The following is a 26745-nucleotide window of genomic DNA, read 5'->3' as shown; positions in this document are numbered from 1 at the left end:
GTCCAGGTTGCTCAAGGACGACGCTCTCGCGTCGCCGCGGAGCGGCTGGCCGCAGGCCAGTCCTTGACCAACCTGGACAGACCGGCACGCTGCAGCCTCCAAGAGATGTAAGGCTTGGCGCGACGCGGGGGCGTCGGCTTGTGACATTGCGCCTTCAACCCTTGGGAGGCGAGGCGAAGACGTGAGAGATCAACGTCGAAATTGAGCAACTCCACCTTGCAACTCAGAGCCACATCACCACCTCCCACCAAGGGAGCTGATCATGATCATCCTGACTGTAGTTTTCGCTATGGCGTTCGCCCTCGTCCTCTTCTGCAGGGGGACCTGGCTTGGCGATGGGCTTCACAGGGCCTTGGTGGAGAAACCTGCTGGAGCTCTGAACCGGGGTCCGATGGCCCTGGCAGCCTCTGTGGTCGCGATGTTGATGCTCGCGGGTTTCGCGGCCGTGGCGCCCGAACTCATCCCGTTGGCGGCAGCGGTCGATTTCGCGCTTGCCATCGAACTTGCAGCCCTTGTGTTCTTAGCCCGGGCCAGCGGCTGGTCCCGGGTTGCAGGACGGTTTGTGGTGAACCGACCAAGGCAGGTCGCGAGGCGGCTGGTTCGCCGCTGTTCTCGAACGCGCCGGCATCGGCCCAGGCGCCAGCGCCCGGGCTCTCGTCAGAACGACCCCGAGGCCTGGCGACGGCTCGCCGCCTAACCCCTAAGCCGCCTCAACATCCAGCGAATACCCCGCCGAGCGCACCGTCCGGATCGGATCCCCGTCGGCCGAGCCGTTCAGGGCCTTGCGCAGGCGGCCGATGTGGACGTCGACCGTGCGGGCTTCGACATAGACGTCCGAGCCCCAGACCGCGTCCAGCAGTTGTTCGCGGCTGAACACCCGGCCGGGGTGCTGCATCAGATAGTCGAGCAGGCGGAACTCGGTGGGGCCCAGATGGACCTCCTTGCCCAGACGCTTCACGCGGTGGGCGACGCGGTCGATGATGATGTCGCCGACCGTGATGCGGTCGTCGGCCAGGCCCGGGCGGATCCGGCGCAGCACCGCGCGGACGCGGGCGGTCAGTTCGACCATCGAGAACGGCTTGACCACATAGTCGTCGGCCCCGGTGTCGAGGCCGCGAATCCGGTCGCTCTCTTCGCCGCGGGCGGTCAGCATGATGATCGGCACGTTGCGCGTCTCGGCCCGGCCGCGCAGGCGGCGACAGACCTCGATGCCCGAGACCTTGGGCAGCATCCAGTCAAGGATCACCAGGTCGGGGGCGCGCTCGCTGGCCATGGTCAGGGCTTCTTCGCCGTCACCGGCCAGGCCGACCTGATAGCCTTCCTTGTCGAGATTGTAGTGCAGGAGGGTGGCCAGGGCGTCCTCGTCCTCGACCACCAGAACATACGGAGTCAAAGCCTGGGTTTCCTTTAGCGCGGCGTGTCGAGCTTGGGACGCTTGGAGACGATCTCCTCGCCCGTGATCTCGAAGTGAATGATCTCGGCGATGTTGGTGGCGTGGTCGCCGATGCGCTCGAGGTTCTTGGCCACGAACAGCAGATGGGCGCAGGCGTTGATCGTGCGCGGGTCGCCCATCATGTAGGTCAGCAGTTCGCGGAAGATGGCGTTGTAGTGCTCGTCGACCTCTTCGTCGCGGCTCCACACGCCGTTGGCGCGTTCCAGGTCCGAGGCGCTGTAGGCGTCCAGCACGTCCTTCAGACGGCTCTGCACCAGCTTGCCCATGCGCTCGATCGAGCGGGTCAGGGCGGTCATGGGCTCGGCGTCGGTCAGGATCAGGGCGCGCTTGCCGATGTTCTTGGCCATGTCGCCGCAGCGTTCCAGGCTCATCGAGATCTTCAGCGCGGCGACGGCGTGGCGCAGGTCCACGGCCATCGGCTGACGCAGGGCGATCAGCTTGAAGGCCTTGCGCTCGATCTCGCCCTGCAGGGCGTCCAGGCGTTCATCGCGGGCGACGACCTGCTGGGCCAGGGGGGCGTCGCGGCGGGCGATGCACTCGACGGCGTCGGCGATCTGGGCCTCGGCCATGCCACCCATACGGGTGACCTCGGCCGTGAGGTGGTTCAGCTCTTCGCCGTAGGATTTGACGGTATGCTCGGTCATGTCGTGGTCGTCCCTAGCCGAACCGGCCGGTGATGTAGTCTTGCGTGCGGCTGTCGCGAGGATTGGTGAACATCTCCTCGGTCGTGCCGCTCTCGACCAGCTTGCCCAGGTGGAAGAAGGCGGTCTTCTGCGAGACGCGGGCGGCCTGGGCCATCGAGTGGGTGACGATGACGATGCAGAACTGGTTGCGCAGCTCGTCGATCAGTTCCTCGATGCGGGCGGTGGCGATGGGGTCCAGGGCCGAGCAGGGCTCGTCCATCAGGATCACTTCGGGACCGACGGCGATGGCGCGGGCGATGACCAGGCGCTGCTGCTGGCCGCCGGACAGGCCGGTGCCGGGCTGGTGCAGGCGGTCAGCGACCTCGTTCCACAGACCGGCCTTCTTGAGGCTGCTCTCGACGATGGCTTCCAGCTCGGCCTTGCTGCTGGCCAGGCCATGGATGCGCGGACCGTAGGCGACGTTCTCGAAGATGGTCTTGGGGAACGGGTTGGGCTTCTGGAACACCATGCCGACGCGCGAGCGCAGGATCACGGGATCGACGCTCTTGAGATTGACGTCATTGCCGTCGATGGCGATCACGCCCGACACCTTGGCCGACGGGATGGTGTCGTTCATGCGGTTGATGCAGCGCAGGAAGGTCGACTTGCCACAGCCCGACGGGCCGATGAAGGCGGTGACCGACTTGCCGGGGATGTCGATGTTGACGTCGAACAAGGCCTGCTTGTCGCCGTAGAACACGTTGACGTCCTTGGCGCGGATCTTGATCTCTTGCGTCGAGGCCGGCGGATAGGTCTGCGCCGAGGCCGTCTTGATGACGGGCGCGGAGACGGAATCGTCGGGGCTGCGGGTGGTCATGGCGTGTCCCTGGACGAGGGGAAGGGCGGAAGGGTTCAGGATCATGTTTCTACCAGCGACGCTCGAAGCGGCGGCGCAGGATAACGGCCGCGGCGTTCATGACGATCATGAAGACCAGGAGGACGATGATGGCGCCGGCGGTGCGCTCGTGGAAGGCGCGCTCCGAAGCGTTCTCCCAGATGAACACCTGCACGGGCAGGACTGTGGCGGCGCCGGTGAAGCCCTCGGGCACGCCGGGCACGAACGAGACCATGCCGATCATCAGCAGCGGCGCGGTTTCACCCAGGGCGTGGGCCAGCGACAGGATGGCGCCGGTCATCACGCCGGGCATGGCCAGCGGCAGCACGTGGTGGAAGACGGTCTGGGTCTTGGACGCGCCAACGCCCAGGGCGGCTTCGCGGATCGAGGGCGGCACGGCCTTCAGCGCCGAGCGGGTGGCGATGATCACGGTAGGCAGGGCCATCAGGGCCAGCACCAGGCCGCCGACCAGCGGCGATGAGCGCGGCACGTGCAGCCAGTTGATGAATAGCGCCAGGCCCAGCAGGCCGTAGACGATCGACGGCACGGCGGCGAGGTTGTTGATGTTGACCTCGATGACGTCGGTCCAGCGGTTCTTCGGCGCGAACTCTTCCAGATAGACGGCGGCCATCACGCCCATGGGCACGGCGATCAGGGCGGTGATCAGCAGCATCATGGCCGAGCCGACCACGGCGCCCAGCACCCCGGCCTGTTCCGGCTCGGTGGAGTCCGAATTGGTGAAGAAGGCGAAGTTGAAGCCCGACTTGACCGAACCGTCCTTCTCGAGCTGGTCCAGCCAGTCCAGTTGCTGGTCGTCCAGCTTGCGGTCTTCCTGCACGGTCGAGCGCTTGATCTCGCCCTTGTAGTACAGGTCGGCGTCAGCCTTGAACGGGCCGGTGACAGTGACGGTCTTGCCGACCAGCGACTTGTCGGCCTTAAGCTGGTTGAGCAGCTGGAAGCCCAGGTCGCGCGAGGTGAGATCCATCACCTTGCCCGAGACCAGACCCAGGTCGTCATCGACCACGCCCAGCTTCTTCATCATCGCCTCGGCGACGATGTAGTCATAATTGACGCCCTCGAGGTCGGCGACATCGATGCGCTCGGGGTTCAGATAGACCGGCACGCTCAGCGTGTGGGTCTGGAAGGTGGTGTAGCCCTGGCCGACGATGCGGCCGACCAGCACCACCAGGAAGATCATGGCGATGGTGATGGCCATCAGGCCCTGGGCCTTGAACCACTTCTCGGCGCTATGGCGCTTCTTGAGGCGGGCTTCCATGGCGATCTGAGCGGCGGTCAGCGGGGCGCGAACCGAACCAGCGGGGGCGGCGGCGTCAGTCATACTGTTCCCGATACTTCTGGACGATGCGCAGGGCGATGATGTTGAGACCCAGGGTCACGACGAACAGGGTCAGGCCCAGACCGAAGGCCGCGAGGGTCTTGGGGCTGTCGAACTCCTGGTCGCCGGTCAGCAGGGTGACGATCTGGACGGTCACGGTGGTGACCGTGTCCAGCGGATTGGCGGTCAGCTTGGCCTGCAGGCCGGCGGCCATGGTGACGATCATGGTCTCGCCGACGGCGCGCGAGATGGCCAGAAGCATGGCGGCCATGATGCCCGGCAGGGCGGCGGGCAGAACCACCTTCTTGACGGTCTCGGACTTGGTGGCGCCCATCGCATAGCTGCCGTCGCGGAGCGCCTGGGGCACGGCGTTGATGATGTCATCCGACAGCGAGGAGACGAACGGGATCAGCATGATGCCCATCACCACACCGGCCACCAGGGCCATCTGGTTCTGAACTTCCATCAGGTACTGGCCGACGCCGTCCAGCGGGCCGCCGATCATGGTGGCGCCCAGGGCGTTGAAGCCGGCGCGGAACAGCGGCCCCACGGTCAGGGCGGCGAAGAAGCCGTAGACCACGGTCGGCACGCCGGCCAGGATCTCCAGCAGCGGCTTGATGGTCGCGCGCACCGGGCGGTTGGCATATTCGGAGAGGTAGATCGCCGAGTAGAGGCCCACCGGAGCGGCCACGGTCATGGAGATCATCATGATCAGGAAGGTGCCGGCGAACAGCGGAACCGCGCCGAATGCGCCTTCCGAAGCCACCTGGTCTTCGCGCATGGCGATCTGCGGGCTCCACTCGGTGCCCAGCAGGAACGACAGCGGCGAGACGCTCTGGAAGAAGCGCCAGCTTTCCCAGACCAGCGACAGCACGATGCCCAGGGTGGTCAGGACGGCCAGGATGGAGCAGCCCATCAGCAGGCCGCCAACCCAGCCCTCGACCTTGTTGCGAGCCCGGAAATCAGCGGAAAGACGGGGGAAGGCCAGCAGGAAACCGGCCAGGGCGACCACGCCGGCCAGGCCCAGCACGCTGTAGCGGATCAGGGCGTCGATGCGGCGGGCCTCGGCGACCTTGGCGTCGAGCGCGACCTTCAGTTCGCCCTCATAGGCGATCTCGCTGGGCGAGATGCCCTGGGCGATGGCCTGGGCGTCGCTGAAGAACACCGCCTGGCGATCGACATCCTGGGTCTGCAGGATCGCAGGGCGCTGCGCCTGCAGCATGGCATCCTCGACCCGGTCGCCGAACATCGCGCCCAGCAGCAGGAGCAGGGCGGCCGGCGCCCCGGCCCAGAGGGCGGCGTAGCTGCCGTAATAGCCGGGAAGCGAATGCAGGACGCGCTTGGCGCCGCCGGAATTGGCCACGGCCCGGCGCTTGCCGAGCATGAAGGCGATGCCGGAAAACAGCGCCAGAAACAGGAGCGAGAGCCAGGTCAGCATGCGTGCGGCGGGGTCTTGCGCGAGAGGTTGCGATGACGACGCCCAACGCGTCGTCCCGCCCGGAAGGAGCTATGCCCACCTGGCGCTGTGCTTATGCGACGCTTCAATGACAGTTTAAAGACAGCGGCCAGCCCCAATCTCGCCCCGCCAACATGGCCAGGCTGAAACAGATCGAGGCGGTCCTGTAATCGCAACGCAACGAAGCCCCGGCATGACCGTTCCGGCCCTGGTCGTGGTGCGCGCCGTCTTTCGCGCGCCCCTCTTTCGCGCCATGGGACCGTCTGGAGATCTGACTTGAACATCTATGTGCCCCCCCGGCCCGACGACATCGCGGCGCGCCACTTGCGAACCGCCCTGATGCTGGGCGCCTGCGCCGCCCTGATGGCCGCCCCGGCCATGGCGCGGCAGGCCACGACGCCGGCCGCAGCGGTCGCGTCGCCCGAGGCGGACGACTACGCCTATGAAGTCGACGCCCTGACCGTCACCGCCTCGCGCCAGCAGCCCGGCGCAGTGATTGGCGACATTCCGCCGGAACTGCAGCTGTCGCCGCGCGACATCCGCGCCTATGGCGTCTCGACGGTTTCCGAACTGATCACCGCCCTGGAGCCCCAGACCTCGTCGGCGCGGGGCGGCGCGGCGGGCGGTCGTCCGGTGATCCTGGTCAATGGCGGCCGCATCTCCAGCTTCGGCGAGGTGCGCGACCTTCCCACCGAGGCCATCGCCCGGGTCGACATCCTGCCCGAGGAGGTCGCGCTAAAATACGGCTATCGCGCCGACCAGAAGGTCATCAACCTGGTCCTGCGCCGCCGCTTCCGCGCCACCACGGTCGAGGCCGGTGCCAAGCTGCCGACCCAGGCGGGGGGCGCCGACACCGTCGACGCCCGGCTCAACCACCTGCGCATCCAGCGTGACACCCGCGTGATGGTCGACGCCAAGATCAGCGACCAGAGCGCCCTGTACGAGAGCGAGCGCGACCTGGACCCGCCGCGCTCGGACGCGATGTTCCGAACCCTGGTTCCGGACCAGAGCACCTGGGCTGTCAACAGCGTGTTCTCACGTCCGATCAAGGACGGGGTGTCGGGCACGGTCAACCTCCGCCTCGAGGGCAGCGACGCCACCAGCTGGCTGGGCCTCAACACGCTGGCGACCGGTCCGCTGCGCCGTCAGGCCGAAAGCCTGACCGGACATCTGGGCGGCGGCCTGATCGGCGCGGTCAAGGGCTGGCGCTGGAGCGTCACCGGCAATGCCGACCGCGCCAGTAATGACAGCACCACCGAGCGGGTGATCAGCGGCCTGGCCTATCGCGACATGTCCAACGCGATCTCGACCTCGGCCGATGTCCAGGGCGATTTCAGCGGAACCCTGCTGCGCATTGCGGCCGGCGCCGTCACCTCGACGGTCACGGGCGGGTTCGAGACCGTCAAGCTGGAGAGCGATTCGGTGAGGGCCGGCGTCGCCCGGTCAGGCCAGCTGTCGCGCGACATCGGCAGCGCCAAGCTGAACCTTGACCTGCCCCTGACCAGCGTACGCAACGACGTGCTGCCGGGGCTGGGCAATCTGTCGCTGAACCTGAATCTCGCCGCCGACAGGCTGTCGGACTTCGGAACCCTGACCACCCTCGGCTACGGCGCCAACTGGTCCCCCATCGAGAAGCTGCGGATCATCGCCTCGGTCACCCGCGACCAGGGCGCGCCCAGCCTGCAGCAGATCGGCGATCCCGAGCAGCTGACCCCCGGCGTGCAGGTCTATGACTTCCGGCGCGGCGAGACGGCGGTGATCTCGCGCCTGACCGGCGGCAATCGCGCGCTGCGTGAGGAAGAGGGCCGGGTCATCAAGCTAGGCCTCAGCCTCAAGCCGTTCGACAAGACCAACCTGACCCTGACCAGCAATTACACCCATTCCCGGACCGACGACCTGATCTCCAGCTTCCCGACGGCCACCAGCCAGATCGAGGACGCCTTCCCCGAACGCTTCGTGCGCAATGCGTCAGGCCGGCTGGTCCAGATCGACGCGCGGCCGATCAATTTCGACCGCCGCCAGACCGACGAGCTGCGCACCGGCTTTACCTTCAGCAAGGCGTTTGGCCCCCAGCCCCAGCCCGGTCAGTGGCGCCAAAGGGCCCAGTCTCAGGCTTCCGGTTCGGGCGCGACGCCCGCCACGGGACAGGCCGCGCAGGCCGCCGGCAAGCCGGGCGCCACGACCGAGCCGGGTCCCCAGCCCGGCGAGGGCCTGCCACCCCAGTCAGCGGCGGCTGCCTTCGGCGGTTCGGGCGGGTTTGGAGGTCGTGGCGGCCCTGGCGGGGGCTTCGGCGGCAGCGGTTTTGGCGGGGGCGGTTTTGGCGGGGGCGGTTTTGGCGGGGGCGGTTTTGGCGGGGGCGGCGGGCCACCCGGCGCGGGAACGTTCCAGATCAGCGTCTACCACACCGTCAAGTTCACCGACGAGATCACCATCCGCCCCGGTCTGCCGACCCTGGACCTGCTGGACGGCGCCGCGCTGGGTTCGGGCGGCGGTTCGCCAAAGAACCAGATCGACGTCCAGGGCAATCTCTCGCGCAGCGGCCTGGGCGCCAGCTTCAACGCCCGCTGGCAGGAAGGCACCGTCGTTCGCGGCTCGGGCGCGGTCGGTGCCCAGGACCTGTCGTTCTCGGCGCTGACCACCGTGAACCTTCGCCTGTTCGCCGATCTGGGGGCTCAGCCGGCCCTGCGTGGCAAGCCGTTCTTCCGGGGCGCGCGGATCAGCGCCTCGGTGGACAACCTGTTCGACGCCCGCCAGACGGTCCGCGCCCCGGACGGCACGACGCCGATCACCTATCAGGAGGACTATCTGGATCCTCGCGGACGGGTGATGCGGGTTTCGTTCCGCAAGTTGTTCTGACGACGGCGCCCGCGTCCCGGAGGCTCCGGGAGGCGGGCCTCAGGCCTGCGCCTCGGCGACAACGGTGCGCTGGGCCGCGGCCTTGGCCATCGGCAGATAGACGCCGAAGGTCGCGCCCTCGCCCAGCACGCTCTCGACCGTCAGGCCGCCGCGGTGGCGGTTCATGATGTGCTTGACGATGGCCAGGCCCAGGCCGGTGCCCGAGCGATCGCCGCTCTTCTGGCCCTCGACACGGTAGAAGCGCTCGGTCAGGCGCGGCAGGTGCTCGCGGGCCAGGCCCGGCCCCCGGTCGGTGACCCGCAGGGCCGCATAGCGCTCGCCGGCCGCGTGGTCGGGGGTCAGCAGCGACATCCTCGCCGCGCCAGGATCACGCGGGGTCGCCGCCGCGTCGGCCGACAGCCCGGGATAGATCTCGACCCGCACCACACCGTCGCGCGGGGTATATTTGATAGCGTTGTCGACCAGGTTCTGGACCACCTGGATGATCTGGTCGCGGTCGCCCTCGACCACGGCCGCGCCGCGTGGCGGCAGGATGGGATCGAAGCCGACCCCCTTTTCCTTGGCCTGGGGCGCCAGGGCGTCGATCACGTCGATCGCGGCCATGGCCAGGTCCACCCGGCCCAGTGGCGCGATGTGTTCGTTCAGCTCGATGCGCGACAGGCTCATCAGGTCGTCGATCAGCCGCGACATCCGCTCGGCCTGGGCCAGCATGATGCCCAGGAATTTGTCGCGCGCGCCGGGATCGTCCTTGGCATGGCCGCGCAGGGTTTCGATGAAGCCCGACAGCGAGGCCAGGGGCGTGCGCAGCTCGTGGCTGGCATTGGCCAGGAAGTCGGCGCGGGTGCGCTCGCTGCGGCGCGCGTCGGTCTCGTCGCGCAGCACCAGCATCGCCAAGCGAGCCCCCTCGGGCCCTTCACTCAGCGGCCGGGCCCAGGCGATCCATGAGCGGCCCTGGGTTCCGCCGGTCTCATATTCCACAGCCCGCTCGATGCCACCGAACAGGGCCTCGTCGACCGCCTCCAGCACCCGGGGGTTGCGCACGGCGGTGACCAGCAGGGTCCCCTCGCGCTGGATCCGGAAAAGTTCGCGCGCGGCGGCGTTGGCGAACACGAAGCGACGGCCGGTCAGATCGTCGGCCTCTTCGGCGGAGATCACCATCAGCGGATCGGGCAGGCGCTCCAGGATCACCCCGTAGGGCGGTCCGCTGCGCTCGGCGACGGGGGCAAGCGTGGTGACCGGACGCTGGCGCGCCTGCGCCGCCTTGTGTCTGGCGCTCAGATAGAGCCCGCCTGCGGCCGTGGCCATGGCGGCCACGATAGCCGGTCCCATCTGTGCCGCGCCGGTGGCCGCCAGGGTCAGAATCGCGGCGGGTCCGACGATCAGAGGCAAGGCGGCGCCGCCCAGCATCCGCGAGACCAGGGGAACTGAATATTTCTCCGGCGACATGGACCAGTGCCTCGTTTTTCGCCGCTGAGGGGATTCGACGAACCAGATATGGCGCCCCGGCATGCCATGCGATAGACGGTTGGCCGCTCTAATGCGTGTCGTTGGCGTTGCTCACCGCAATTTCGCCGCAACGTGACGCAAGTTAGGGGCTGGGTTCTTATCCGAGGTGGTTGTTCGTAATGCAGCGCAAGGTCCTGGTCGCGACAGTCGCAGCCGCTCCTCTCCTGGCTTTGGCGTTTGGCGCTTATGCTGAAACCTCGGTCACGACGGCCCGTACAACGCCGATCGCGACGTCGACCGCCAACAATGGCGCGGCCGACGACGTGAGGGTGACGGCGGACGGCTCAATCAAGCCGACCACGTCCGGGGCGCTGATCACGCTGGACAGCAATCACAAGGTCACCAGCCTGGGGACCCTGGCCACGGTCGGCGTCAACAACTCGACCGGCATCCTGATCCTGGGCGGCACGACCGGCTCGGTCAGCAATGGCGCAGCGATCACGCTGAACGAAGACTACACGCCCACCGACACCGATGCCGACACCGATACCGACGGTGCTTTCGCCACGGGCTCCAACCGCTACGGCATCCGCCTGACGGGCCCCGGCGCCTTCACCGGCAACATCGTCAATGAGAGCAACGGCGTCATCTCGATCGAGGGCAACACTTCGGCCGGCGTGTCGCTGGAAAGCGCCCTGACCGGCAACTTCACCAATAACGGCACGATCAACCTGCTGGGCGACAACGGCGCCGGCATCCGCGTCGCCGCCCCCGTGACCGGCAAGGTCACCGTCAATGGCGGCGTCTCGGTGATCGGCAAGAACTCGGTCGGCGTCGCGGTCGACGGCGATGTCGGCGGCGCCTTTGTGGTGCAGGGCGGCGTCAACGCCACCGGCTACCGCTACACCACCCGCCCCGCGCTCGCGACGGACCGCGCCAAGCTGGACGCCGACGATCTGCTGCAGGGCGGCTCGGCCGTGCGCGTCACCGCCAATGTGGCCGGCGGCGTGCTGCTGGACATCCCGCCTAAGGACACCGACACCACCAAGGCCGACGAAGACGGCGACGGCATTGCCGACGCCAGCGAAGGCGCTGCGGCCCTGACGACCTTCGGCGCGGCTCCGGCCCTGCTGATCGGCTCCGACACCCGCACCGTCACCCTCGGCGCGGTCGGAACCGGCGACAACGCCTATGGCCTGGTCGTGCGCGGCGCGATCAGCGCCGGCGGCGTCTATGACGGCGTTACCGGCACGGCTATCCAGATCGGCGGCAATGCCGGCCAGGCCACCACCCTGGCAGGCGGCGTCAAGCTGTCCTCGACCCTGGCCTCCAGCGCCTACGAGGCCAACGCCACCGGCGTGCAGCTCAAGGCCGGGGCCACCGTTCCCACCCTGTGGAACCAGGGCTCGATGTCGGTCTTCACGGTGTCTGAGGGCGCCTTCGATTCGCGGGCCGTCGTCATCGACGCCGGCGCTTCGATGACCGCCTTCCGCAACGACGGGGCGATCACCTCGACGGTCGGCGGCGAAAAGGGCAATGCCTATGGCGTCATCGACTATTCGGGCCTGCTGACCACCATCACCAACAACGGCAAGATCTCGACCTCGGTGGTCGCCACCGACGACGCTGCCGACACCGACGATACGGACCTTCTGCCCGGCAACGAGACGGTGACCGGCAAGTCGGTGGCCGTCGACGTCAGCCGCAACACCACCGGCGTGACCCTGATCCAGGCCGGCCTGACCGATGGCGACGACGGCGCCGACGGCGTGGCCGATCCGGACGCCGACGGCGACGGCGTGGACGACGGCGACGAGCCCTCGATGCTGGGCGCGATCCGCTTCGGTTTGGGTGCGGATACCTTCAAGGTGCTGAACGGCTCAGTCATCGGCGACATCGCGTTCGGCGCCGGCGCCGATACGTTCGTGGTCGACAACGGCTCGCTGGTGCTGGGCGCGCTGACCGACACCGACGGCAAGCTGGCGATCACGATCGGCAAGGGCAGCCTGGGCATCTCCAACGCCGCGACGATCAACGCCACCAGCCTCAATGTCGGCTCGACCGGCAAGATCCTGTTCACCGCCGATCCGACCGCCGGGACCAACACCCGGCTTCAGGTGTCCGGCGCGGCCACCATCGCCAGCGGCGCCGAGCTGGGCATCCGCCTGACCGGTCTGGTCAAGCAGCCCACCGCCTACACGGTGATCTCGGCGGGCAGCCTGACGGTCGGCTCGATCGGCCAGGCCCTTCTGGCCGATTCGCCCTATCTCTATGTCGCCTCCAGCCGGGCCGACGCCAACAACGTCTATATCGACGTGCGTCGCCGCTCGGCCGCCGAGATCGGCATGAGCCGCTCGCAGGCCGGCGCCTATGACGCGGTGTTCACAGCCCTGGGCGACAATAAAGACCTGTCGACCGCCTTCCTGGCCCAGAACGGCAAGGACGGCTTCCTGGGCCTTTACGACCAGATGCTGCCCGACCAGGGCGAGGGTCTGTTCTCGTCGCTGCAGGCGGCCAACCAGATGATGTCGGCGGCCACCGCCGTGCGGCCCGATCCGGGCGAGCGCTATGGTCCTGACAGCCTGTGGATCCAGGAGATCAACTCGCTGGTCCGTCGCGACGCCGGCGACACGGCGGGCTCGGACAACCAGGCTTTCGGCTTCGTGGCCGGCTATGAGGCCATGGGCGACGCGGGCGGGGCCCTGGGCCTGACCCTGGCCTATGTGAACGTCGAGGAACACGACATCGTCGCCAAGGTCGGCGAGCAGACCACCGCCTCGTTCGTGCAGGGCGGCGCCTATTGGCGCCGGTCGGTCGGCGGCTGGCGCCTGAACGCCGGCGGCGGCGCCGGCTTTGGCTGGTTCACCGGCGATCGTCGCTTCATCGCGCCGGACGCCAATGCCGACGGCGTGGCCGACCTGGTCCTGGCCAACAGCGCCGACTGGAACGGCGCGACCCTGAACGCCTTCGCCGGCGGCGGCTATGAGCACAAGATCGGCCGCTATTTCGTCCGTCCTGAAGGCCGGGTCGACTATGTCTGGCTGCGCGAGGGCGAGCGCAAGGAAACCGGTGGCGGCGCGGGCTTTGACCTGACGGTCGAGGAGCGCACCTCCAGCAATCTGAGCGGCGAGTTCGGCATCGCCTTCGGCGCCGACTTCGGCAAGGACGTCTGGTGGCGTCCGGAAGTGCGGGTCGGCTATCGCCAGACCCTGGCCGGCGAAACCGGCGACACCGTCGCAAAGTTCAACAACGGCAACCCCTTCACCCTGGCCGCCCTCGACGACAAGCAGGGCGCCGCGACCCTGGGCTTTGCGATCAAGGCCGGCACGCCGATGTCGTATCTGGCCCTCGAAGGCGGCGTCGAAGCCGCCAAGAAACAGAAGCGCTACAACCTGCGCCTCTCCGGCCGGGCGATGTTCTAGCCCACCATCCCAGCGCCCCACACGGGCGCTGGTCGGTCGATTTCGAACCTCCCGTCGCGCCCTGCGGCGGGAGGTTTTTCGTTTCGGCGATCGGCCAAGCTGCACTGTGACGAATTGTCCCGCCAAGGCTAACGGTGCGTTAAGCCTATATCTCGTTGTGTCGATTGACGTTTCCCGGCCTGGCCCGGGAGGCTAAACCGCGCCTGCAGTTTTTCTCACGGCCGGTTTTCCTAATCTCTATTCACGGGCTAGGAATAATCGTTTTCCCTAGCTCAAGCAGGACGGGCCGCCCCGGCGGCTCGAGAGGGGACTACGATGACGACCAACAAGACCACCCTGCGGACGGCGCTGATCGCCGGCGTTTCGTTCCTGACCATGGCCGGCGCCGCCAACGCCCAGACCCCCCAGGACGCCGAAGCCCGTATCGCCGCGCTGGAAGCCCAGTTGGCCGCCCTGTCTGGCCAGATCGCCGATCTGAAGGCCGCCACCGCCGCCAACGTCAAGGACGTCCGCGCCGCCCAGTCGGCCACCACCGTCACCCTGGCCAATGCCCGTCCGACCATCGCCACCGGCGACGGCGCCTTCACGGCGTCGTTCCGCGGCATCTTCCAGGCCGATGCGGCGATCTATGACCAGCGCGACGCCGGCCCGCTGTCGACGGATTTCCGCCGCGGCTCGTTCGGCGACGCCGCCGAGAACGACCGCGCCCGCGACCTGGGCGACGGCGCCAATATCCGCCGCGCCCGCTTCGGCATCGAGGGCAAGGCCTTCGGCGCCTTCGATTACAACATGATCTATGACTTCGGCGGTTCGGGCACGGAAGAAGCCGGCAAGATCTCGTCAGCCTGGGTGCAATACAGCGGCTATCCCGTGAAGGTCCGGGCCGGCATCTACGCCCCGGTCACCAGCCTGGAAGACGCCGCCAACAACACCGGCTCGCTGTTTGTCGAACGCGCCTCGGTCGCCGAAACCGTGCGCGGCCTGGCCGGCGGCGATGGCCGCGCGGCCGTCGGCCTGCTGGCCAATGGCGAGCGCTGGAACGCCTCGGCCGCCGTCACCGGCAACACCGTCACCACCCAGACCTATGACGAGCAGCTGGGCTTCATCGGCCGCGTCGCCTATGTGCCCTTCAAGGGCAAGGACTGGCTGATCCATGTCGGCGCCAACGCCAACCTGATCATCAACCCGGCCGCCGGCGGTCCGGACGTGGCCTCGGCCGGCGGCGCGGTGACCAATGTGCGCCTGCGTGATCGTCCGGAACTGCGGGTCGACGGAACGCGCCTGATCGACACCGGCAATATCGACGCCGACGGCGTCACCGCCCTGGGCCTGGAACTGGGCGCCCAGCACAAGAACCTGTACGCCCAGGCCGAGTATTTCCAGATCGATGTCGAGCGTCGCACCGGCGCCCTGAGCGATCCGAAGTTCGACGGCTGGTACGTCCAGGCCGGCTGGACCCTGACGGGCGAGCCGCGTCGCTACAACACCGCCACCGCCGGCTTTGACAATCCGCGCCCGGCCAAGCCGTTCAATCCCAAGAAGGCCCAGTGGGGCGCGGTCGAACTGGCCGCCCGCTACTCGACCTTCGACCTCAACCACCTGGCCGGCGGCCCCGGCAACCCGGCCCTGCCCGGCGCGATCCGCGGCGGCGAACAGAACATCCTGTCGCTGGGCGTGAACTGGTACCTGAACAACGTCGTTTCAGTGTCGGGCGCCTATCGCAATGTCGAGGTCCGTCGCCTGTCGCCGGGCGGCACGGCCTTCGTGGCCGGCTCGACCCCGGTCGCCGGCGCGCAGGTCGGCCAGGATCTGGATATCTGGTCGCTGCGAACCCAGTACGCGTTCTAAGTCAAACCCTGCCAAACCAAGGATGCCCCATGACCCGTCGTTTCGAGAAACCCACGCGTCGGGGCGTCCTTGGCGCAGCATCAGCCGGCGCGGCGGCCTTCGCCGCGCCGGCCCTGATCGCTGGCCAGTCCCAGGCCCAGGGCGTCAGGGGCCTGACCCTGCTGCACGTCAGCTATGACCCGACGCGCGAGCTCTACAAGGACATCAACGCCGCCTATGCCAAGTACTGGAAGGAAAAGGTCGGCCAGACCCTGACCATCAACCAGAGCCACGGCGGTTCGGGCAAGCAGGCCCGCTCGGTGATCGACGGCCTGCAGGCCGATGTCGTCACCCTGGCCCTGGCCTATGACATCGACGAGATCGCCGCCCGGGCCAAGCTGCTGCCCGCCAACTGGCAGTCGCGACTGCCCGACAACTCCACGCCCTATACCTCGACCATCGTGTTCCTGGTCCGGAAGGGCAACCCGTGGAAGATTCGGGACTGGAGCGACCTGGTGAAGCCGGGCATCGAGGTCATCACCCCCAACCCCAAGACCTCGGGCGGGGCCCGCTGGAACTATCTGGCCGCCTGGGCCTGGGCGCTGAAGCAGCCCGGCGGCAACCCGGCCAAGGCCCAGGCCTTTGTCGAGCAACTGTTCAAGAACGTGCCGATCCTCGACACCGGCGCGCGCGGCGCCACCACCACCTTCAGCCAGCGCGGCATCGGCGATGTGCTGCTGTCATGGGAGAACGAGGCTTATCTGGCGCAGGAAGAACTGCCGGGCAAGTTCGACATCGTCTATCCGTCGCTGTCGATCCTGGCCGAACCGCCCGTCGCGATCGTCGACAAGAACGTCGACCGCCACAAGACCCGCCTGGCCGCCCAAGGCTATCTGAACTTCCTCTACAGCCCCCTGGCCCAGGACCTGATCGGCAAGCACCACTACCGCCCGCGCAGCGCGGCGGCGGCGACCAAATATGCCGGCAAGTTCAAGAAGATCCCGCTGGTCACCATCGACGACACCTTCGGCGGCTGGAAGAAGGCGCATGCCACGCACTTCGCCGACGGCGGCGTCTTCGACAAGATCTACCAGCCCAGATAACCGCCATCGCGGGACGCTCATCCTCCCCTTTGTCGTCCCGCGCACGCGGCGTGAACCCAAGGCGGGTTCACGCCGCGCCTGTTTTGGGAGACTGTTGGCCCGCCGACACGATCCGGAACCCGCACAAGGTCGGTACGTTGAGGCGGGTGGGGGGCTGATGGATGTCGGGTCGGGCGATCGCATGACGGACTATTCGCAATCCCAACGCGCCGCCGATGCTCTGGCGGCCGGCCATGGCGCCGAAGATCCGTTCGCCACGGCGATCCGGTCCATGCCCATGGCCACGGTCGTCACCGACGCCACCCAGGCCGACAACCCCATCATCTTCGCCAACGACGCCTTCCTGCGCCTGACCGGCTATCCCCGCGACGAGGTGATCGGCCGCAATTGCCGGTTCCTGCAAGGCGTCGACACCGATCCACTGGAGCGCGCCAGATTGCGCGCGGCGATCAGCGCGGGTCAGGACATCACCTGCGAACTGCTGAACTATCGCAAGGACGGAACGCCCTTCTGGAACGCCCTTTATCTGAGCCCGGTGCGCGACAGCAGCGGAACCATCACCCACTTTTTCGGCTCGCAGCTGGATATCAGCGACAAGAAGCGCGTCGAGCTCCAGTGGAACGAACGGCAACATGACCTCGAGCAACTGGTGGCGGATCGCACCCAGGCGCTGACCCAGGCCCTGGAGCAGAAGACCGCCCTGCTTCACGAGGTGGATCACCGGGTCAAGAACAACCTCCAGCTCATCTCGTCCCTGCTGCTCCTGCAAAACCGCCGGGTGGCCGACCCGGCCGTGAAGCAGGCCATGCGCGGCATGCTGGAGCGGGTCAGCGCCATCGCCACCGTGCACCGGCGGCTGTTCCAGAGCGACGATGTCGAGCGCTTCGACGTTTCGGCCTTCGTGCGCGACCTGGTGGCCGACGTGATTGGATCGTCAGGCCGCGACGATATCCAGTTCAGCCTCGACCTAGAGCGGGTGGATGTGGCCGCCGCCAAGGCCGCGCCCCTGGCCCTGGTGATCAGCGAACTGCTGTCCAACGCCATGCGCCACGCCTTTGTGGAAGGCCGTCCGGGACGGATCTTCGTCGGCATCAGTCGAATCGACAGCGAGCTCCGGATCGAAATCACCGATGACGGCGTTGGGGTGGAGACTTCAACGAGGTCGTCCGGGTTTGGACTCACGATCGTCCAGCTGCTGTGCCAGCAGCTGAAGGCGAGCTGCCAGACCACCGACGCCTCCCCAGGTACGCGCGTTGTGATCAGCCTGCCCGTGAACGGCGCGCCTCACGAGCACGGGTGAGGATTGAGTGATGACCGCGCAACCGCTCGGCGTTTTGATTGTCGAAGACGAGGTTCTCCTCGCCACCGAGCTGGAATTCCTGCTTGAGGAAGCCGGCTGCTGCCCGGTGGGTCATGCCATGAGTTCGGACGAGGCCATGACCCTCGCCCGCGACCTGAAACCGGATCTGGCCCTGGTCGACGTGCACCTGTGCGACGGCCCCACGGGCGTGGACGTGGCGCGGCGCATCCACGACGACTGCGGCGCCCTGGCCCTGTTCATGACCGCCAACGTCAAGCGCCTGCCCGCTGACTTCGCCGGCGCCTGCGGCGTGATCGGCAAGCCCTATTCCGGGCACGGCGTAAAGACCGCCCTGGAATATCTGACCCTCTGCATGCGCGGCGGCCGCGCGCCCGGTCCGCCGCCCATCGGCCTGACCCTGTCGCCCGACTATCTGGCGCTGTGGGGTCTTTTCGACAGACCCAAGGCCGGCTGACCTTGGCCGCTTCGCCTGCGGCCGTCGCGGTCGGGGTAGCGGCCGCCCTGCTGTCGATCAGCAGCTTCGCGCCCCAGATGGTCAAGATCTGGAAGCAGCGCGACGCCTCGTCGGTCTCCCTGCGCACCTGTCTGATCACCGTGGCCGGCTTCACCTGCTGGACGCTGTATGGCGTGCTGATCGGGGCGTGGCCGGTGGTGGCCTCCAACCTGGCCTGCCTGGCCATGTCGTCGGGCGTGCTGGTGATGAAATGGCGCTTCGATCGCAAGGCCAGCTGACCTCTTTTAAGTGACAGGGGGAACGGGGTCCGCTATCGAGACGCGCCCTTTTCCGCATAGGACTTCAGCCTTGACCGACGCCGCCGAGGAAGCGGGCTGGGCCACCGCCAAGACCCTGGCCGAGGCCCTGCCCTACATCCAGATCTATGACCGCGAGACGGTGGTGATCAAATACGGCGGTCACGCCATGGGCCAGGAAGACGTTGCCAAGGTGTTCGCCGCCGACGCGGTGCTGCTCAAGCTGCTGGGCGTCCATCCGGTGGTGGTGCACGGCGGCGGTCCGCAGATCAGCCGCATGCTCGAGCGGGCCGGCGTCAAGTCGACCTTTGTAGACGGCCTGCGCGTCACCGACGAAGCCACCATGGAAGTGGCCGAGATGGTGCTGTCGGGCGCCATCAACAAGGAAATCGCCAACTGGATCACCCTGGCCGGCGCCGAAGCCGACGTCCGGGGCGTGGGCCTGTCGGGCAAGGACGCCCGGATGATCACCGCCGAGAAGGTGACCCGAACCAAGCGCGATCCTGACAGCAATATCGAACAGGTCGTCGACCTGGGCTTTGTGGGCGAGCCGACCAAGGTCGATCCGCACATCATCCAGGCCCTGCTGTCGTCGGAAACCGACTACATCCCGGTCATCGCCCCGATCGGCGTCTCCGAAGCCGGCCAGACCTTCAACATCAATGCCGACACCGTGGCCGGCGCGCTTGCCGGCGCGCTGAAGGCCAAGCGGATGCTGATGTTGACCGACATCGCCGGGGTGCTGGACGCCGACGGCAAGCTGATCCGTCAGATGACCCTGGACGAGGCCCGAGCCCTGATCGATAGCGGCGTCGCCAGCGGCGGCATGATCCCCAAGCTGGAAAACGCCATCCACGCGGTGGAGTCCGGCGTCGAGGCTGTGGTCATCCTGGATGGCCGCCGTCCCCACGCCATGCTGGTGGAACTGTTCAGCGAACACGGCGCAGGGACGCTGATCTCGAAATGACCGCAGACCTAGCCCACGTCGAGACCTGGCTCTTCGACCTCGACAACACCCTGTATCCCGCCGAGTGCGAATACATGGCCCTGATCGAGGGCAAGATGACCGACTTCATGGAGAAGGCCACCGGTCTGCCCCGCGAAGAGGCGCGCGCCATCCAGAAGAAATACTATCACGAGCATGGCACCACCCTGGCCGGGCTGATGGCCAACCACGGCATCGCGCCAAAGGCCTTCCTCGACGAAGTGCATGACGTCTCGATGGATCGGCTGATCCCCGATCCCGTCCTGCGTTCGGCGATCGACGCCCTGCCCGGCCGCCGCCTGATCTTCACCAACGGCTCGCTGGGCCATGCCGAGCGGGTGCTGGGCCATCTGGGCCTGGACCACCTGTTCGAGGACGTCTTCGCCATCGAGACGGCCGAATATCTGCCCAAGCCGGCCATGGCGACCTTCGAGAAGATCGTTTCGCGCCACGCCCTGACCTCGCCGCTCACCGCCTTTTTCGAGGACAGCGAGAAGAACCTGGCCCCCGCCGCCGTGCTGGGCATGACCACGGTGCTGGTCGGGGCCCATGCGGCCGCCTCGACCGCCGACTTTGTCCACCATCGCACGCACGACCTCGCCGGGTTCCTGACCTCGGCGCGCCTGAAGGACCTCCTGCCATGACCACCGTCAGCCTTCTCGACCTACAAACCGAGATCGAAGCCGCCTGGGAAGCCCGCGACAGCGTCTCCACCGCCACCACCGGCCCCGTCCGCACGGCGGTCGAGGAGGCCCTGCTGCTGATCGACGCCGGCAAGGTCCGCGTCTCGGAAAAGATCGACGGCGAATGGACCACCCACCAGTGGCTGAAGAAGGCCGTGCTGCTGTCCTTCCGCCTCAACCCCAACAGCGTCATGCGCGCCGGAACCCTGGGCGACGCGGTCGGCCCGTGGTGGGACAAGGTGCCCAACAAGTTCGACGGCTGGGACGCCCCCAATTTCGAGGCCGCCGGCTTCCGGGCCGTGCCCGGCTCCGTCGTCCGTCGCGGCGCCTTCATCGGCCGCAACGTCATCCTGATGCCGTCGTTCGTGAACATCGGCGCCTTCGTCGATGAAGCCACCATGGTCGACACCTGGGTGACGGTCGGCTCGTGCGCCCAGATCGGCAAGCGCGTCCACCTGTCGGGCGGCGTCGGCATCGGCGGCGTGCTGGAGCCCCTGCAGGCCAACCCGACCATCATCGAGGACGACTGCTTCATCGGCGCCCGTTCTGAAGTCGTGGAAGGCGTGATCGTCGGCGAGGGCAGCGTCCTGTCGATGGGCGTGTTCATCAGCGCCTCGACCAAGATCGTCGACCGCAAGACCGGCCAGGTCCACATCGGCAAGGTGCCGCCTTACAGCGTCGTGGTCCCCGGCAACCTGCCCGACCCCAACGGCGGCCCGGGCCTCTACTGCGCCGTCATCGTCAAGACGGTGGACGCCCAGACGCGGTCGAAGACCTCGATCAACGAGCTGCTGCGGGACTAGTCACGGCGCTCGGCCTGACCCCGTCAGGCCGAGACCCCGAACACCGCCCCGACCCCGGCGGTCAGGGCCATGGCGATCGCGCCCCAGAAGGTCACCCGGACCACGGCCTTGACGATGGGCGCGCCGCCCGCCCGCGCGCCGACCCCGCCCAGCAGGGCCAGGAACAGCAGCGAGGCGACCGACACTGCCACGACGATGGCGCCGGGCGGAACCACGATCGCCGTCACCAGAGGCAGGGCCGCGCCGGTGGCGAAGGTCGCGGCCGAGGTCAGGGCCGCCTGAATGGGCCGGGCCGTGGTGATCTCGGAAATGCCCAGTTCCTCGCGGGCATGGGCGCCCAGGGCGTCCTTGGCCATCAGCTGGCCAGCGACCACGCGGGCCACGTCAGGTTCGACCCCGCGCGCCTCATAGAGGCCGGCCAGTTCATCGAGTTCAAAGTCCGGCTGGATCTCCAGCTCGGCCTTTTCCCGCGCCAGATCGGCGCGTTCGGTGTCGGCCTGCGAACTGACCGAGACATATTCGCCGGCCGCCATCGACATGGCCCCGGCGACCAGCCCCGCCACCCCGACGACGAGGATCTCGCCCCGCCCCTGCGACGCGGCGGCGACGCCGACGATCAGGCTGGCGGTCGAGACGATCCCGTCATTAGCCCCCAGCACGGCGGCGCGCAGCCAGCCGACGCGTTCGATCAGATGGCGCTCGCGGTGAGGGATCATGGGGCATCTCCTGGGGGCCATCAGCCAAGGCCCGTCAGGCCCGCCGCGCCTTGACCTGCATCAAGCCCGATCGGCTAACGCTTGCGCCCGCCGTCGAGTTCATAGGGTGTCCCGTCCCGATGCCGGTAGCCCTCCTCGCCCTCGCGCAGGATCAGGTCGATGTCGGGATAGTCGCAGCCGTCGGTTTCCGGAGCCCGCGTGCCCATTTCCAGCAGCACGGCCACCTTGTCCGAGCGGTTCTGGATGTGATGGCCGTTGGCGACCCCGGCCTTGAAACCCGCGCAGTCGCCGGCCCGCAGGAGGGTCTCGCCCTCATCCTCGACCAGCACCACCTCGCCCTCGACCACCCAGGTGAACTCGTCCTCGGCGGTGTGCCAGTGGCGCTGGCTGGTCCAGCTGCCCGGCGGCAGGCGCATCAGGTTGACGCCGAACTGGGTCAGGCCCGCGGCGTCGCCCAGTTTCCACCGCTGGCGGCCCTGGCACGGCGCGTCGTAGGGCGGCGGATAGGCCGTGCCGAAGCGGGTCGGCGCGGCGTCGATGTCGATCTTGGGCATGGGCGCTCTTGGAAGAAGCTTGCGTGGTTTGCGTCGGGCCGGAGGGAAGCTTAAAGCCAGCATCATGACCAGCCCCGCGCCCGAACCTGTCAGCATCGACCCCGTCGACCTGGCTCAAGCCCTGATCCGCCGACCATCCGTGACCCCGGCCGACGAAGGCGCGATGGATCTGCTGGAGCGCCAGCTGGACGCCCTGGGCTTCACCTGTCGCCGGATGAAGTTCGGCGAGATCGAGAACCTCTACGCCCGGCGCGGGACCGCTCGGCCCAATCTGTGCTTCGCCGGCCATACCGACGTGGTGCCGGTGGGCGACAACGCGGCCTGGACCGCCGGCCCGTTCGAAGCCGAGATCAAGGACGGCGTGCTCTATGGCCGCGGCGCGGTCGACATGAAGAGCGCCATCGCCGCCTTTGTCGCCGCCGTGGCCGCCAGCCCTGAGCCCGCCGGCTCGATCAGCTTCCTGATCACCGGCGACGAAGAGGGCGTGGCCGAGGACGGCACGGTCAAGGTCGTCGAGGCCCTGGCCGCCGAGGGCGAGATCATCGACCACTGCATCGTCGGCGAGCCCACCTCGGCCAGCATCTTTGGCGATATGGTCAAGATCGGCCGGCGCGGCAGCATCAATGCCTGGATCACGGTCGAGGGCCAGCAGGGTCACGTGGCCTATCCGCACCGCGCCGCCAACCCGATCCCTGTGCTGGTCTCGATCCTGTCGCGCCTGCAGAGCCGGGTTCTGGACGACGGCTATGAAGGCTTCCAGCCCTCGAACCTGGAAGTCACCACCATTGATGTCGGCAACACCGCCACCAATGTGATCCCGTCCACGGCCCGGGCGCGGGTCAATATCCGCTTCAACCCGGCCCACAAGGGCAAGGACCTGCAGGCCTGGATCGAGGGCGAATGCGCCGCTGCGGGCGAGGGCTTCAAGGCCCGCGCCGAGGTGATGTGCAAGATCAGCGGCGAGGCCTTCCTGACGCAGCCCGGCCCCTTCACCGAGGTGATCGTCGCCGCCGCCCAGGAGGCCACCGGCCGGGTCCCGGAGCTGTCCACCACCGGCGGCACCAGCGACGCGCGGTTCATCCGCAGCCTGTGCCCGGTGGTCGAGTTTGGCCTGGTCGGCTCGACCATGCACCAGGTCGACGAGCGGGTTCCGGTGCAGGAGATCCGCGACCTGGCCAAGGCCTATGAAGCCCTGATCCGTCGCTATTTCGAAGCCTTCGCGGTCTAGGGTTCGCCGCATGGCCACGATGGACGAGTTCTCGATCGACGACGTCCTGGCCGAGGTGGCCGTGCTGGTGAAGCCGCACTTCGGCAAGGGCCGGCCGGCCGACTATATTCCTGAGCTGGCCAACGTGCCGGGCTCCAAGTTCGGCATGGCCGTCTGCACCCTGTCGGGCGGCGAGCACGTGATCGGCGACGCCGACGAGCCCTTCTCGGTGCAGAGCATCACCAAGGTCTTCGCCCTGGGCCTGGCCCTGAACCGCTTCGGCGACGAGGTCTGGCGGCGGGTGGGCAAGGAGCCGTCGGGCACGCCGTTCAACCACCTGTCCCAGCTGGAGGCCGAGGCGGGCGTGCCGCGCAACCCCTTCATCAATGCCGGGGCCCTGGCGATCACCAATCATCTGCTCGACACGGTCAGGGATCCCGCCGCCCTGGTCCGCGGCTTCGCCAGCGTGCTGGCCGACGAGGCCGTCGAGATCGATGAGGCGGTCGCCGCGTCCGAGCTGGCCACAGCCCACCAGAACCGCGCCATCGCCAACCTGATGCGCGGCAAGGGCACCATCACCCATGATCCCGAGGCCGTGGTCGCCGCCTATTGCCGCCAGTGCGCCCTGACCATGAGCTGCCGGCAGCTGGCGCGGGCCATGCTGCCCCTGGCGGCCGGCGGTTTCTCGCCGGTGATCCAGGAAACCATCTTTCCCGAGCGCCTGACGCGGCGTCTGAACGCCCTGCTGCTGACCTGCGGCATCTATGACAGCGTCGGCAGCTTCGCCTATCGCGTCGGCCTGCCGGCCAAGAGCGGGGTCGGCGGCGGCATCGTCGCCGTGGTCCCCGGCAAGGCGGTGATCGCGGTGTGGTCGCCGGAGCTGGATCGCTTTGGAACCTCCGTGGTGGGGACGGCGGCGCTGGAGGCCTTCGCGCAGCTGACCAACTGTTCGGTGCTGTAGAACCGGGCGCTTGAGCCGCATCAAGGCGGCGGTGGGACGATCCTGCGCGTTATCCCCACAGGAGGCGCCATGACAAAACATATTCTGGTTCTGCTGGGACATCCCGACTGCCGCCCCGAACGCTTCGGCTCGGCCCTGGCCAGCGCCTATGTCGAGGCCGCGAGAGCGGCCGGGCATGAGGTGCGGCGCATCGATCTGGCCGACCTCGACACCCCCTTCCTGGGCGGTCAGTGGGAATTCGAGAGCCCGCCGCCGCCACCGATCCAGGCCGTGCAGCAAGACATCCTGTGGGCCCAGCATATCGTGGTGCTGTTCCCCCTGTGGCTGGGCGCAACCCCGGCCAAGCTGAAGGCCCTGCTGGAGCAGGTGTTCCGCGCCGGCTTTGGCATGGCGGAAAGCCCCAGGGGCCCTGTCCCGCAACTCAAGGGCCGGTCGGCCCGTCTGGTGGTGACCATGGGCATGCCGGCCATCGCCTTTTGGCTGATGTTCGGCGCGCACGGCCTGCTGGCGCTGGAGAAAGGGATCCTGGGTCTGGCCGGCATGTCACCCATCCGCAAATCGGTGATCGGCGGTGTCGAGGGGATCGGCGGCCAGGGGCGGCTGAAATGGCTGGCCCGGATGCGGCGGCTGGGGACGCTGGGGACCTAGTCCCCGTACCCCACGCCCACCAGATAGAGCCCATCCGCCGGCGCGACCGGGCCACAGGCCGTGCGGTCCTTCGCCTCCAGCGCCTCGCGGACATCGTCCGCGCTCCACCGCCCGATCCCGACCTCGACCAGGGTGCCGGTCATCGACCGTACCTGGCGATGCAGGAAGCTGCGCGCCTCGAACGCCAGACAGACCGCCTCGCCCTCGCGCCACACCCGGGCCACGTCGAGGGTCTTGAGCGGCGACTTGGCCTGGCAGTGCATGTCGCGGAAGGTCGTGAAGTCGTGCAGGCCCACCAGATGCTGGGCCGCCGCATGCATGGCCTGCGCATCCAGCGGCTTCTTCACATGCCACACGCGGCCCTTGTCCAGGGCCGGCGGGGCGGGTCGGTTGAGGATGCGGTAAAGATAGCGCCGCTCATTGGCCGAGAACCGGGCGTGCCAGTCGCCCTCCGCGATCTCGCAGGCCAGGATGCTGACCGCCTCGCGGGTCAGGTGGGCGTTGAGGGCGTTCATCACCGTCTGGGCCGGCCAGTCGCGCTCGAGATCGACATGGACCACCTGTCCCGTCGCATGGACCCCGGTGTCGGTGCGGCCCGCCGCCGCGATGCGCAGCTCCTGGCCGCAGAAGGCCTTCACCGCTGCCTCGATCGCGCCCTGCACCGAGGGCAGGGTCGCCTGGGCCTGGAACCCGTTATAGGGCCGGCCGTCATACTCGACGAGGAGGCGGTAGCGGGGCATCAGGCCAGAACGGTTCCGGCGGCCTGCGGGAAGCCCCGGATGAAGTCGCCGGCGTCCTGGGCGCCCTTGCCCTCGCGCTGGGCCTTCAGCAGACGCACCGCGCCCTCACCGCAGGCGATCAGCAGGCTGTCGTCAAGTACTGTGCCGGGCTCTCCGGCTGCGTCTTCCACCCGAGACAGCAGGGCCTTCACGCGCACCGGGCCCTTCTCGGACGGCGCCTCGAACCACGCGCCGGGGAAGGGCGAGAGGCCGCGAATGTGGCAGTCGATTTCGGCGGCGGGCCGGGTCCAGTCGATGCGGGCCTCGGCCGACTTGATCTTCTTGGCGTAGGTCACGCCGTCTTCGCTCTGCGGCGTCTCGCGGGCCGCGCCGCGCTCGATGGCGCCCAGGGCGATCGGCAGGATGCGCGCGCCGACCTCGGCCAGCTTGTCGTGCAGCGACCCGGCCGTCTCCAGGGCGTCGATGCGCACCTGTTCGGACATCAGGATCGGACCTTCGTCGAGGCCCTCGCTCATCCGCATCACCTGGACGCCGGTCACCTTGTCGCCGGCCATGATCGCCCGCTGGATCGGGGCGGCGCCGCGCCAGCGGGGCAGCAGCGAGGCGTGCAGGTTGAAGCAACCCTCGTGGGGAGCATCCAGCACCGCCTTGACCAGGATCTGGCCGAAGGCGACGACCACGGCCGCGTCGAGATCCAGCGCCTGGAAGGCCGCGATCTCTTCGGGCGTCTTCATCGAGACTGGCGTGCGCACGGGCAGGCCCAGGCCTTCGGCGAAGGCGTGGACCGGCGAGGGCTTCAGGTCCTGGCCGCGACCGCGCGGGGCGGGCGGCTGCGAATAGACGGCCACGATCTCGTGGCCCGAGGCGACCAGTTCGGCCAGACAGGCGACGGCGAAATCGGGGGTGCCGAGGAAAGCGATGCGCATGGGCGCGGTTTAGCGGTCCGGGCCCCGCATTGAA

Annotated in this window: 23 protein-coding genes; 13 read left to right on the top strand and 10 right to left on the bottom strand. The window is 68.0% G+C overall.

Features of this window, described 5'->3' with window-relative positions; all coding sequences use genetic code 11:
- Positions 1 to 700 precede the first annotated feature (700 nt).
- From phoB to pstC, 5 genes are read right to left on the bottom strand one after another with little or no spacing between them, the layout of a single operon-like run.
- Complete coding sequence (phoB, locus tag ACN2C8_RS01160; RefSeq protein WP_419253977.1) at positions 701 to 1393, bottom strand: phosphate regulon transcriptional regulator PhoB; 693 nt, start codon at positions 1391 to 1393, stop codon at positions 701 to 703.
- 14 nt (positions 1394 to 1407) lie between these two features.
- Positions 1408 to 2097 carry a phosphate signaling complex protein PhoU gene (gene phoU, locus ACN2C8_RS01155; RefSeq protein ID WP_419253976.1) on the bottom strand — a complete coding sequence of 230 codons (690 nt, stop codon included), beginning with the start codon at positions 2095 to 2097 and terminating at the stop codon, positions 1408 to 1410.
- A 13-nt stretch (positions 2098 to 2110) separates the two neighbouring features.
- Positions 2111 to 2953 carry a phosphate ABC transporter ATP-binding protein PstB gene (gene pstB / locus ACN2C8_RS01150; protein WP_419253975.1) on the bottom strand — a complete coding sequence of 281 codons (843 nt, stop codon included), beginning with the start codon at positions 2951 to 2953 and terminating at the stop codon, positions 2111 to 2113.
- Positions 2954 to 3002: 49 nt separating this feature from the next.
- Positions 3003 to 4247, bottom strand: a complete 1245-nt coding sequence (gene pstA, locus ACN2C8_RS01145) for a phosphate ABC transporter permease PstA (RefSeq protein WP_419255774.1) — start codon at positions 4245 to 4247, stop codon at positions 3003 to 3005.
- A 55-nt stretch (positions 4248 to 4302) separates the two neighbouring features.
- Entirely contained in the window at positions 4303 to 5745 is a 1443-nt protein-coding gene (gene pstC, locus ACN2C8_RS01140; RefSeq protein ID WP_419253974.1) for a phosphate ABC transporter permease subunit PstC, read from the bottom strand.
- Positions 5746 to 6039: 294 nt separating this feature from the next.
- Between pstC and ACN2C8_RS01135 the strand changes: the two genes are divergently transcribed.
- The gene (locus ACN2C8_RS01135; RefSeq protein ID WP_419253973.1) at positions 6040 to 8619 is read left to right on the top strand and encodes a TonB-dependent receptor; all 2580 of its coding nucleotides are present in this window, start codon (positions 6040 to 6042) and stop codon (positions 8617 to 8619) included.
- A 39-nt stretch (positions 8620 to 8658) separates the two neighbouring features.
- Here ACN2C8_RS01135 and ACN2C8_RS01130 read toward each other — a convergent pair whose 3' ends face one another.
- Positions 8659 to 10026 carry a sensor histidine kinase gene (locus tag ACN2C8_RS01130; protein WP_419255772.1) on the bottom strand — a complete coding sequence of 456 codons (1368 nt, stop codon included), beginning with the start codon at positions 10024 to 10026 and terminating at the stop codon, positions 8659 to 8661.
- Between the two features lie 218 nt (positions 10027 to 10244).
- Between ACN2C8_RS01130 and ACN2C8_RS01125 the strand changes: the two genes are divergently transcribed.
- From ACN2C8_RS01125 to dapD, 9 genes are all read left to right on the top strand, one after another.
- A complete protein-coding gene (locus ACN2C8_RS01125) occupies positions 10245 to 13487 on the top strand; it encodes an autotransporter outer membrane beta-barrel domain-containing protein (protein ID WP_419253972.1) in 3243 nt (1080 codons plus the stop codon).
- A gap of 315 nt (positions 13488 to 13802) precedes the next feature.
- Complete coding sequence (locus tag ACN2C8_RS01120) at positions 13803 to 15335, top strand: OprO/OprP family phosphate-selective porin (protein ID WP_419253971.1); 1533 nt, start codon at positions 13803 to 13805, stop codon at positions 15333 to 15335.
- A 29-nt stretch (positions 15336 to 15364) separates the two neighbouring features.
- Complete coding sequence (locus tag ACN2C8_RS01115; protein ID WP_419253970.1) at positions 15365 to 16417, top strand: sulfate ABC transporter substrate-binding protein; 1053 nt, start codon at positions 15365 to 15367, stop codon at positions 16415 to 16417.
- Positions 16418 to 16598: 181 nt separating this feature from the next.
- On the top strand, positions 16599 to 17717 hold the full coding sequence (locus ACN2C8_RS01110) for a PAS domain-containing protein (protein ID WP_419253969.1): 1119 nt from the start codon (positions 16599 to 16601) through the stop codon (positions 17715 to 17717).
- A gap of 10 nt (positions 17718 to 17727) precedes the next feature.
- Positions 17728 to 18192 carry a response regulator gene (locus ACN2C8_RS01105; RefSeq protein ID WP_419253968.1) on the top strand — a complete coding sequence of 155 codons (465 nt, stop codon included), beginning with the start codon at positions 17728 to 17730 and terminating at the stop codon, positions 18190 to 18192.
- Entirely contained in the window at positions 18189 to 18470 is a 282-nt protein-coding gene (locus ACN2C8_RS01100) for a SemiSWEET family sugar transporter (protein WP_419262242.1), read from the top strand. The genes ACN2C8_RS01105 and ACN2C8_RS01100 overlap by 4 nt, the downstream gene beginning before the upstream one ends.
- Before the next feature lie 70 nt (positions 18471 to 18540).
- A complete protein-coding gene (gene argB / locus ACN2C8_RS01095) occupies positions 18541 to 19455 on the top strand; it encodes an acetylglutamate kinase (RefSeq protein ID WP_419253966.1) in 915 nt (304 codons plus the stop codon).
- A complete protein-coding gene (locus tag ACN2C8_RS01090) occupies positions 19452 to 20117 on the top strand; it encodes a pyrimidine 5'-nucleotidase (RefSeq protein ID WP_419253965.1) in 666 nt (221 codons plus the stop codon). The genes argB and ACN2C8_RS01090 overlap by 4 nt, the downstream gene beginning before the upstream one ends.
- Entirely contained in the window at positions 20114 to 20959 is an 846-nt protein-coding gene (gene dapD, locus ACN2C8_RS01085) for a 2,3,4,5-tetrahydropyridine-2,6-dicarboxylate N-succinyltransferase (RefSeq protein WP_419253964.1), read from the top strand. Before ACN2C8_RS01090 ends, dapD begins: the two co-directional genes overlap by 4 nt.
- A 23-nt stretch (positions 20960 to 20982) precedes the next feature.
- On the opposite strand, the gene ACN2C8_RS01080 is transcribed toward dapD, so the two are convergent.
- Together ACN2C8_RS01080 and ACN2C8_RS01075 are read right to left on the bottom strand one after the other, a co-directional pair.
- Positions 20983 to 21675 carry a VIT1/CCC1 transporter family protein gene (locus ACN2C8_RS01080; protein ID WP_419253963.1) on the bottom strand — a complete coding sequence of 231 codons (693 nt, stop codon included), beginning with the start codon at positions 21673 to 21675 and terminating at the stop codon, positions 20983 to 20985.
- 74 nt (positions 21676 to 21749) lie between these two features.
- Complete coding sequence (locus ACN2C8_RS01075; RefSeq protein WP_419253962.1) at positions 21750 to 22229, bottom strand: cupin domain-containing protein; 480 nt, start codon at positions 22227 to 22229, stop codon at positions 21750 to 21752.
- A 64-nt stretch (positions 22230 to 22293) separates the two neighbouring features.
- Here ACN2C8_RS01075 and dapE point away from each other — a divergent pair, with 64 nt between their 5' ends.
- The 3 genes from dapE to ACN2C8_RS01060 all read left to right on the top strand — a co-directional run bounded on the left by dapE (position 22294) and on the right by ACN2C8_RS01060 (position 25045).
- On the top strand, positions 22294 to 23457 hold the full coding sequence (gene dapE, locus ACN2C8_RS01070) for a succinyl-diaminopimelate desuccinylase (protein WP_419253961.1): 1164 nt from the start codon (positions 22294 to 22296) through the stop codon (positions 23455 to 23457).
- A 19-nt stretch (positions 23458 to 23476) separates the two neighbouring features.
- The gene (locus ACN2C8_RS01065) at positions 23477 to 24397 is read left to right on the top strand and encodes a glutaminase (protein ID WP_419255770.1); all 921 of its coding nucleotides are present in this window, start codon (positions 23477 to 23479) and stop codon (positions 24395 to 24397) included.
- 69 nt (positions 24398 to 24466) lie between these two features.
- A complete protein-coding gene (locus tag ACN2C8_RS01060; RefSeq protein WP_419253960.1) occupies positions 24467 to 25045 on the top strand; it encodes an NAD(P)H-dependent oxidoreductase in 579 nt (192 codons plus the stop codon).
- Here ACN2C8_RS01060 and truA read toward each other — a convergent pair.
- On the bottom strand, positions 25042 to 25785 hold the full coding sequence (gene truA, locus ACN2C8_RS01055; protein ID WP_419253959.1) for a tRNA pseudouridine(38-40) synthase TruA: 744 nt from the start codon (positions 25783 to 25785) through the stop codon (positions 25042 to 25044). The genes ACN2C8_RS01060 and truA overlap by 4 nt on opposite strands.
- Positions 25785 to 26711 carry a methionyl-tRNA formyltransferase gene (gene fmt, locus ACN2C8_RS01050; protein WP_419253958.1) on the bottom strand — a complete coding sequence of 309 codons (927 nt, stop codon included), beginning with the start codon at positions 26709 to 26711 and terminating at the stop codon, positions 25785 to 25787. Before fmt ends, truA begins: the two co-directional genes overlap by 1 nt.
- Positions 26712 to 26745 lie beyond the last annotated feature (34 nt).

This window comes from Caulobacter sp. ErkDOM-C (genome assembly GCF_048541825.1).
Lineage (GTDB): Bacteria > Pseudomonadota > Alphaproteobacteria > Caulobacterales > Caulobacteraceae > Caulobacter.
The sequence above is the reverse complement of the archived record's forward strand: the minus strand, read 5'-3'. Positions and strand labels throughout refer to the sequence as shown.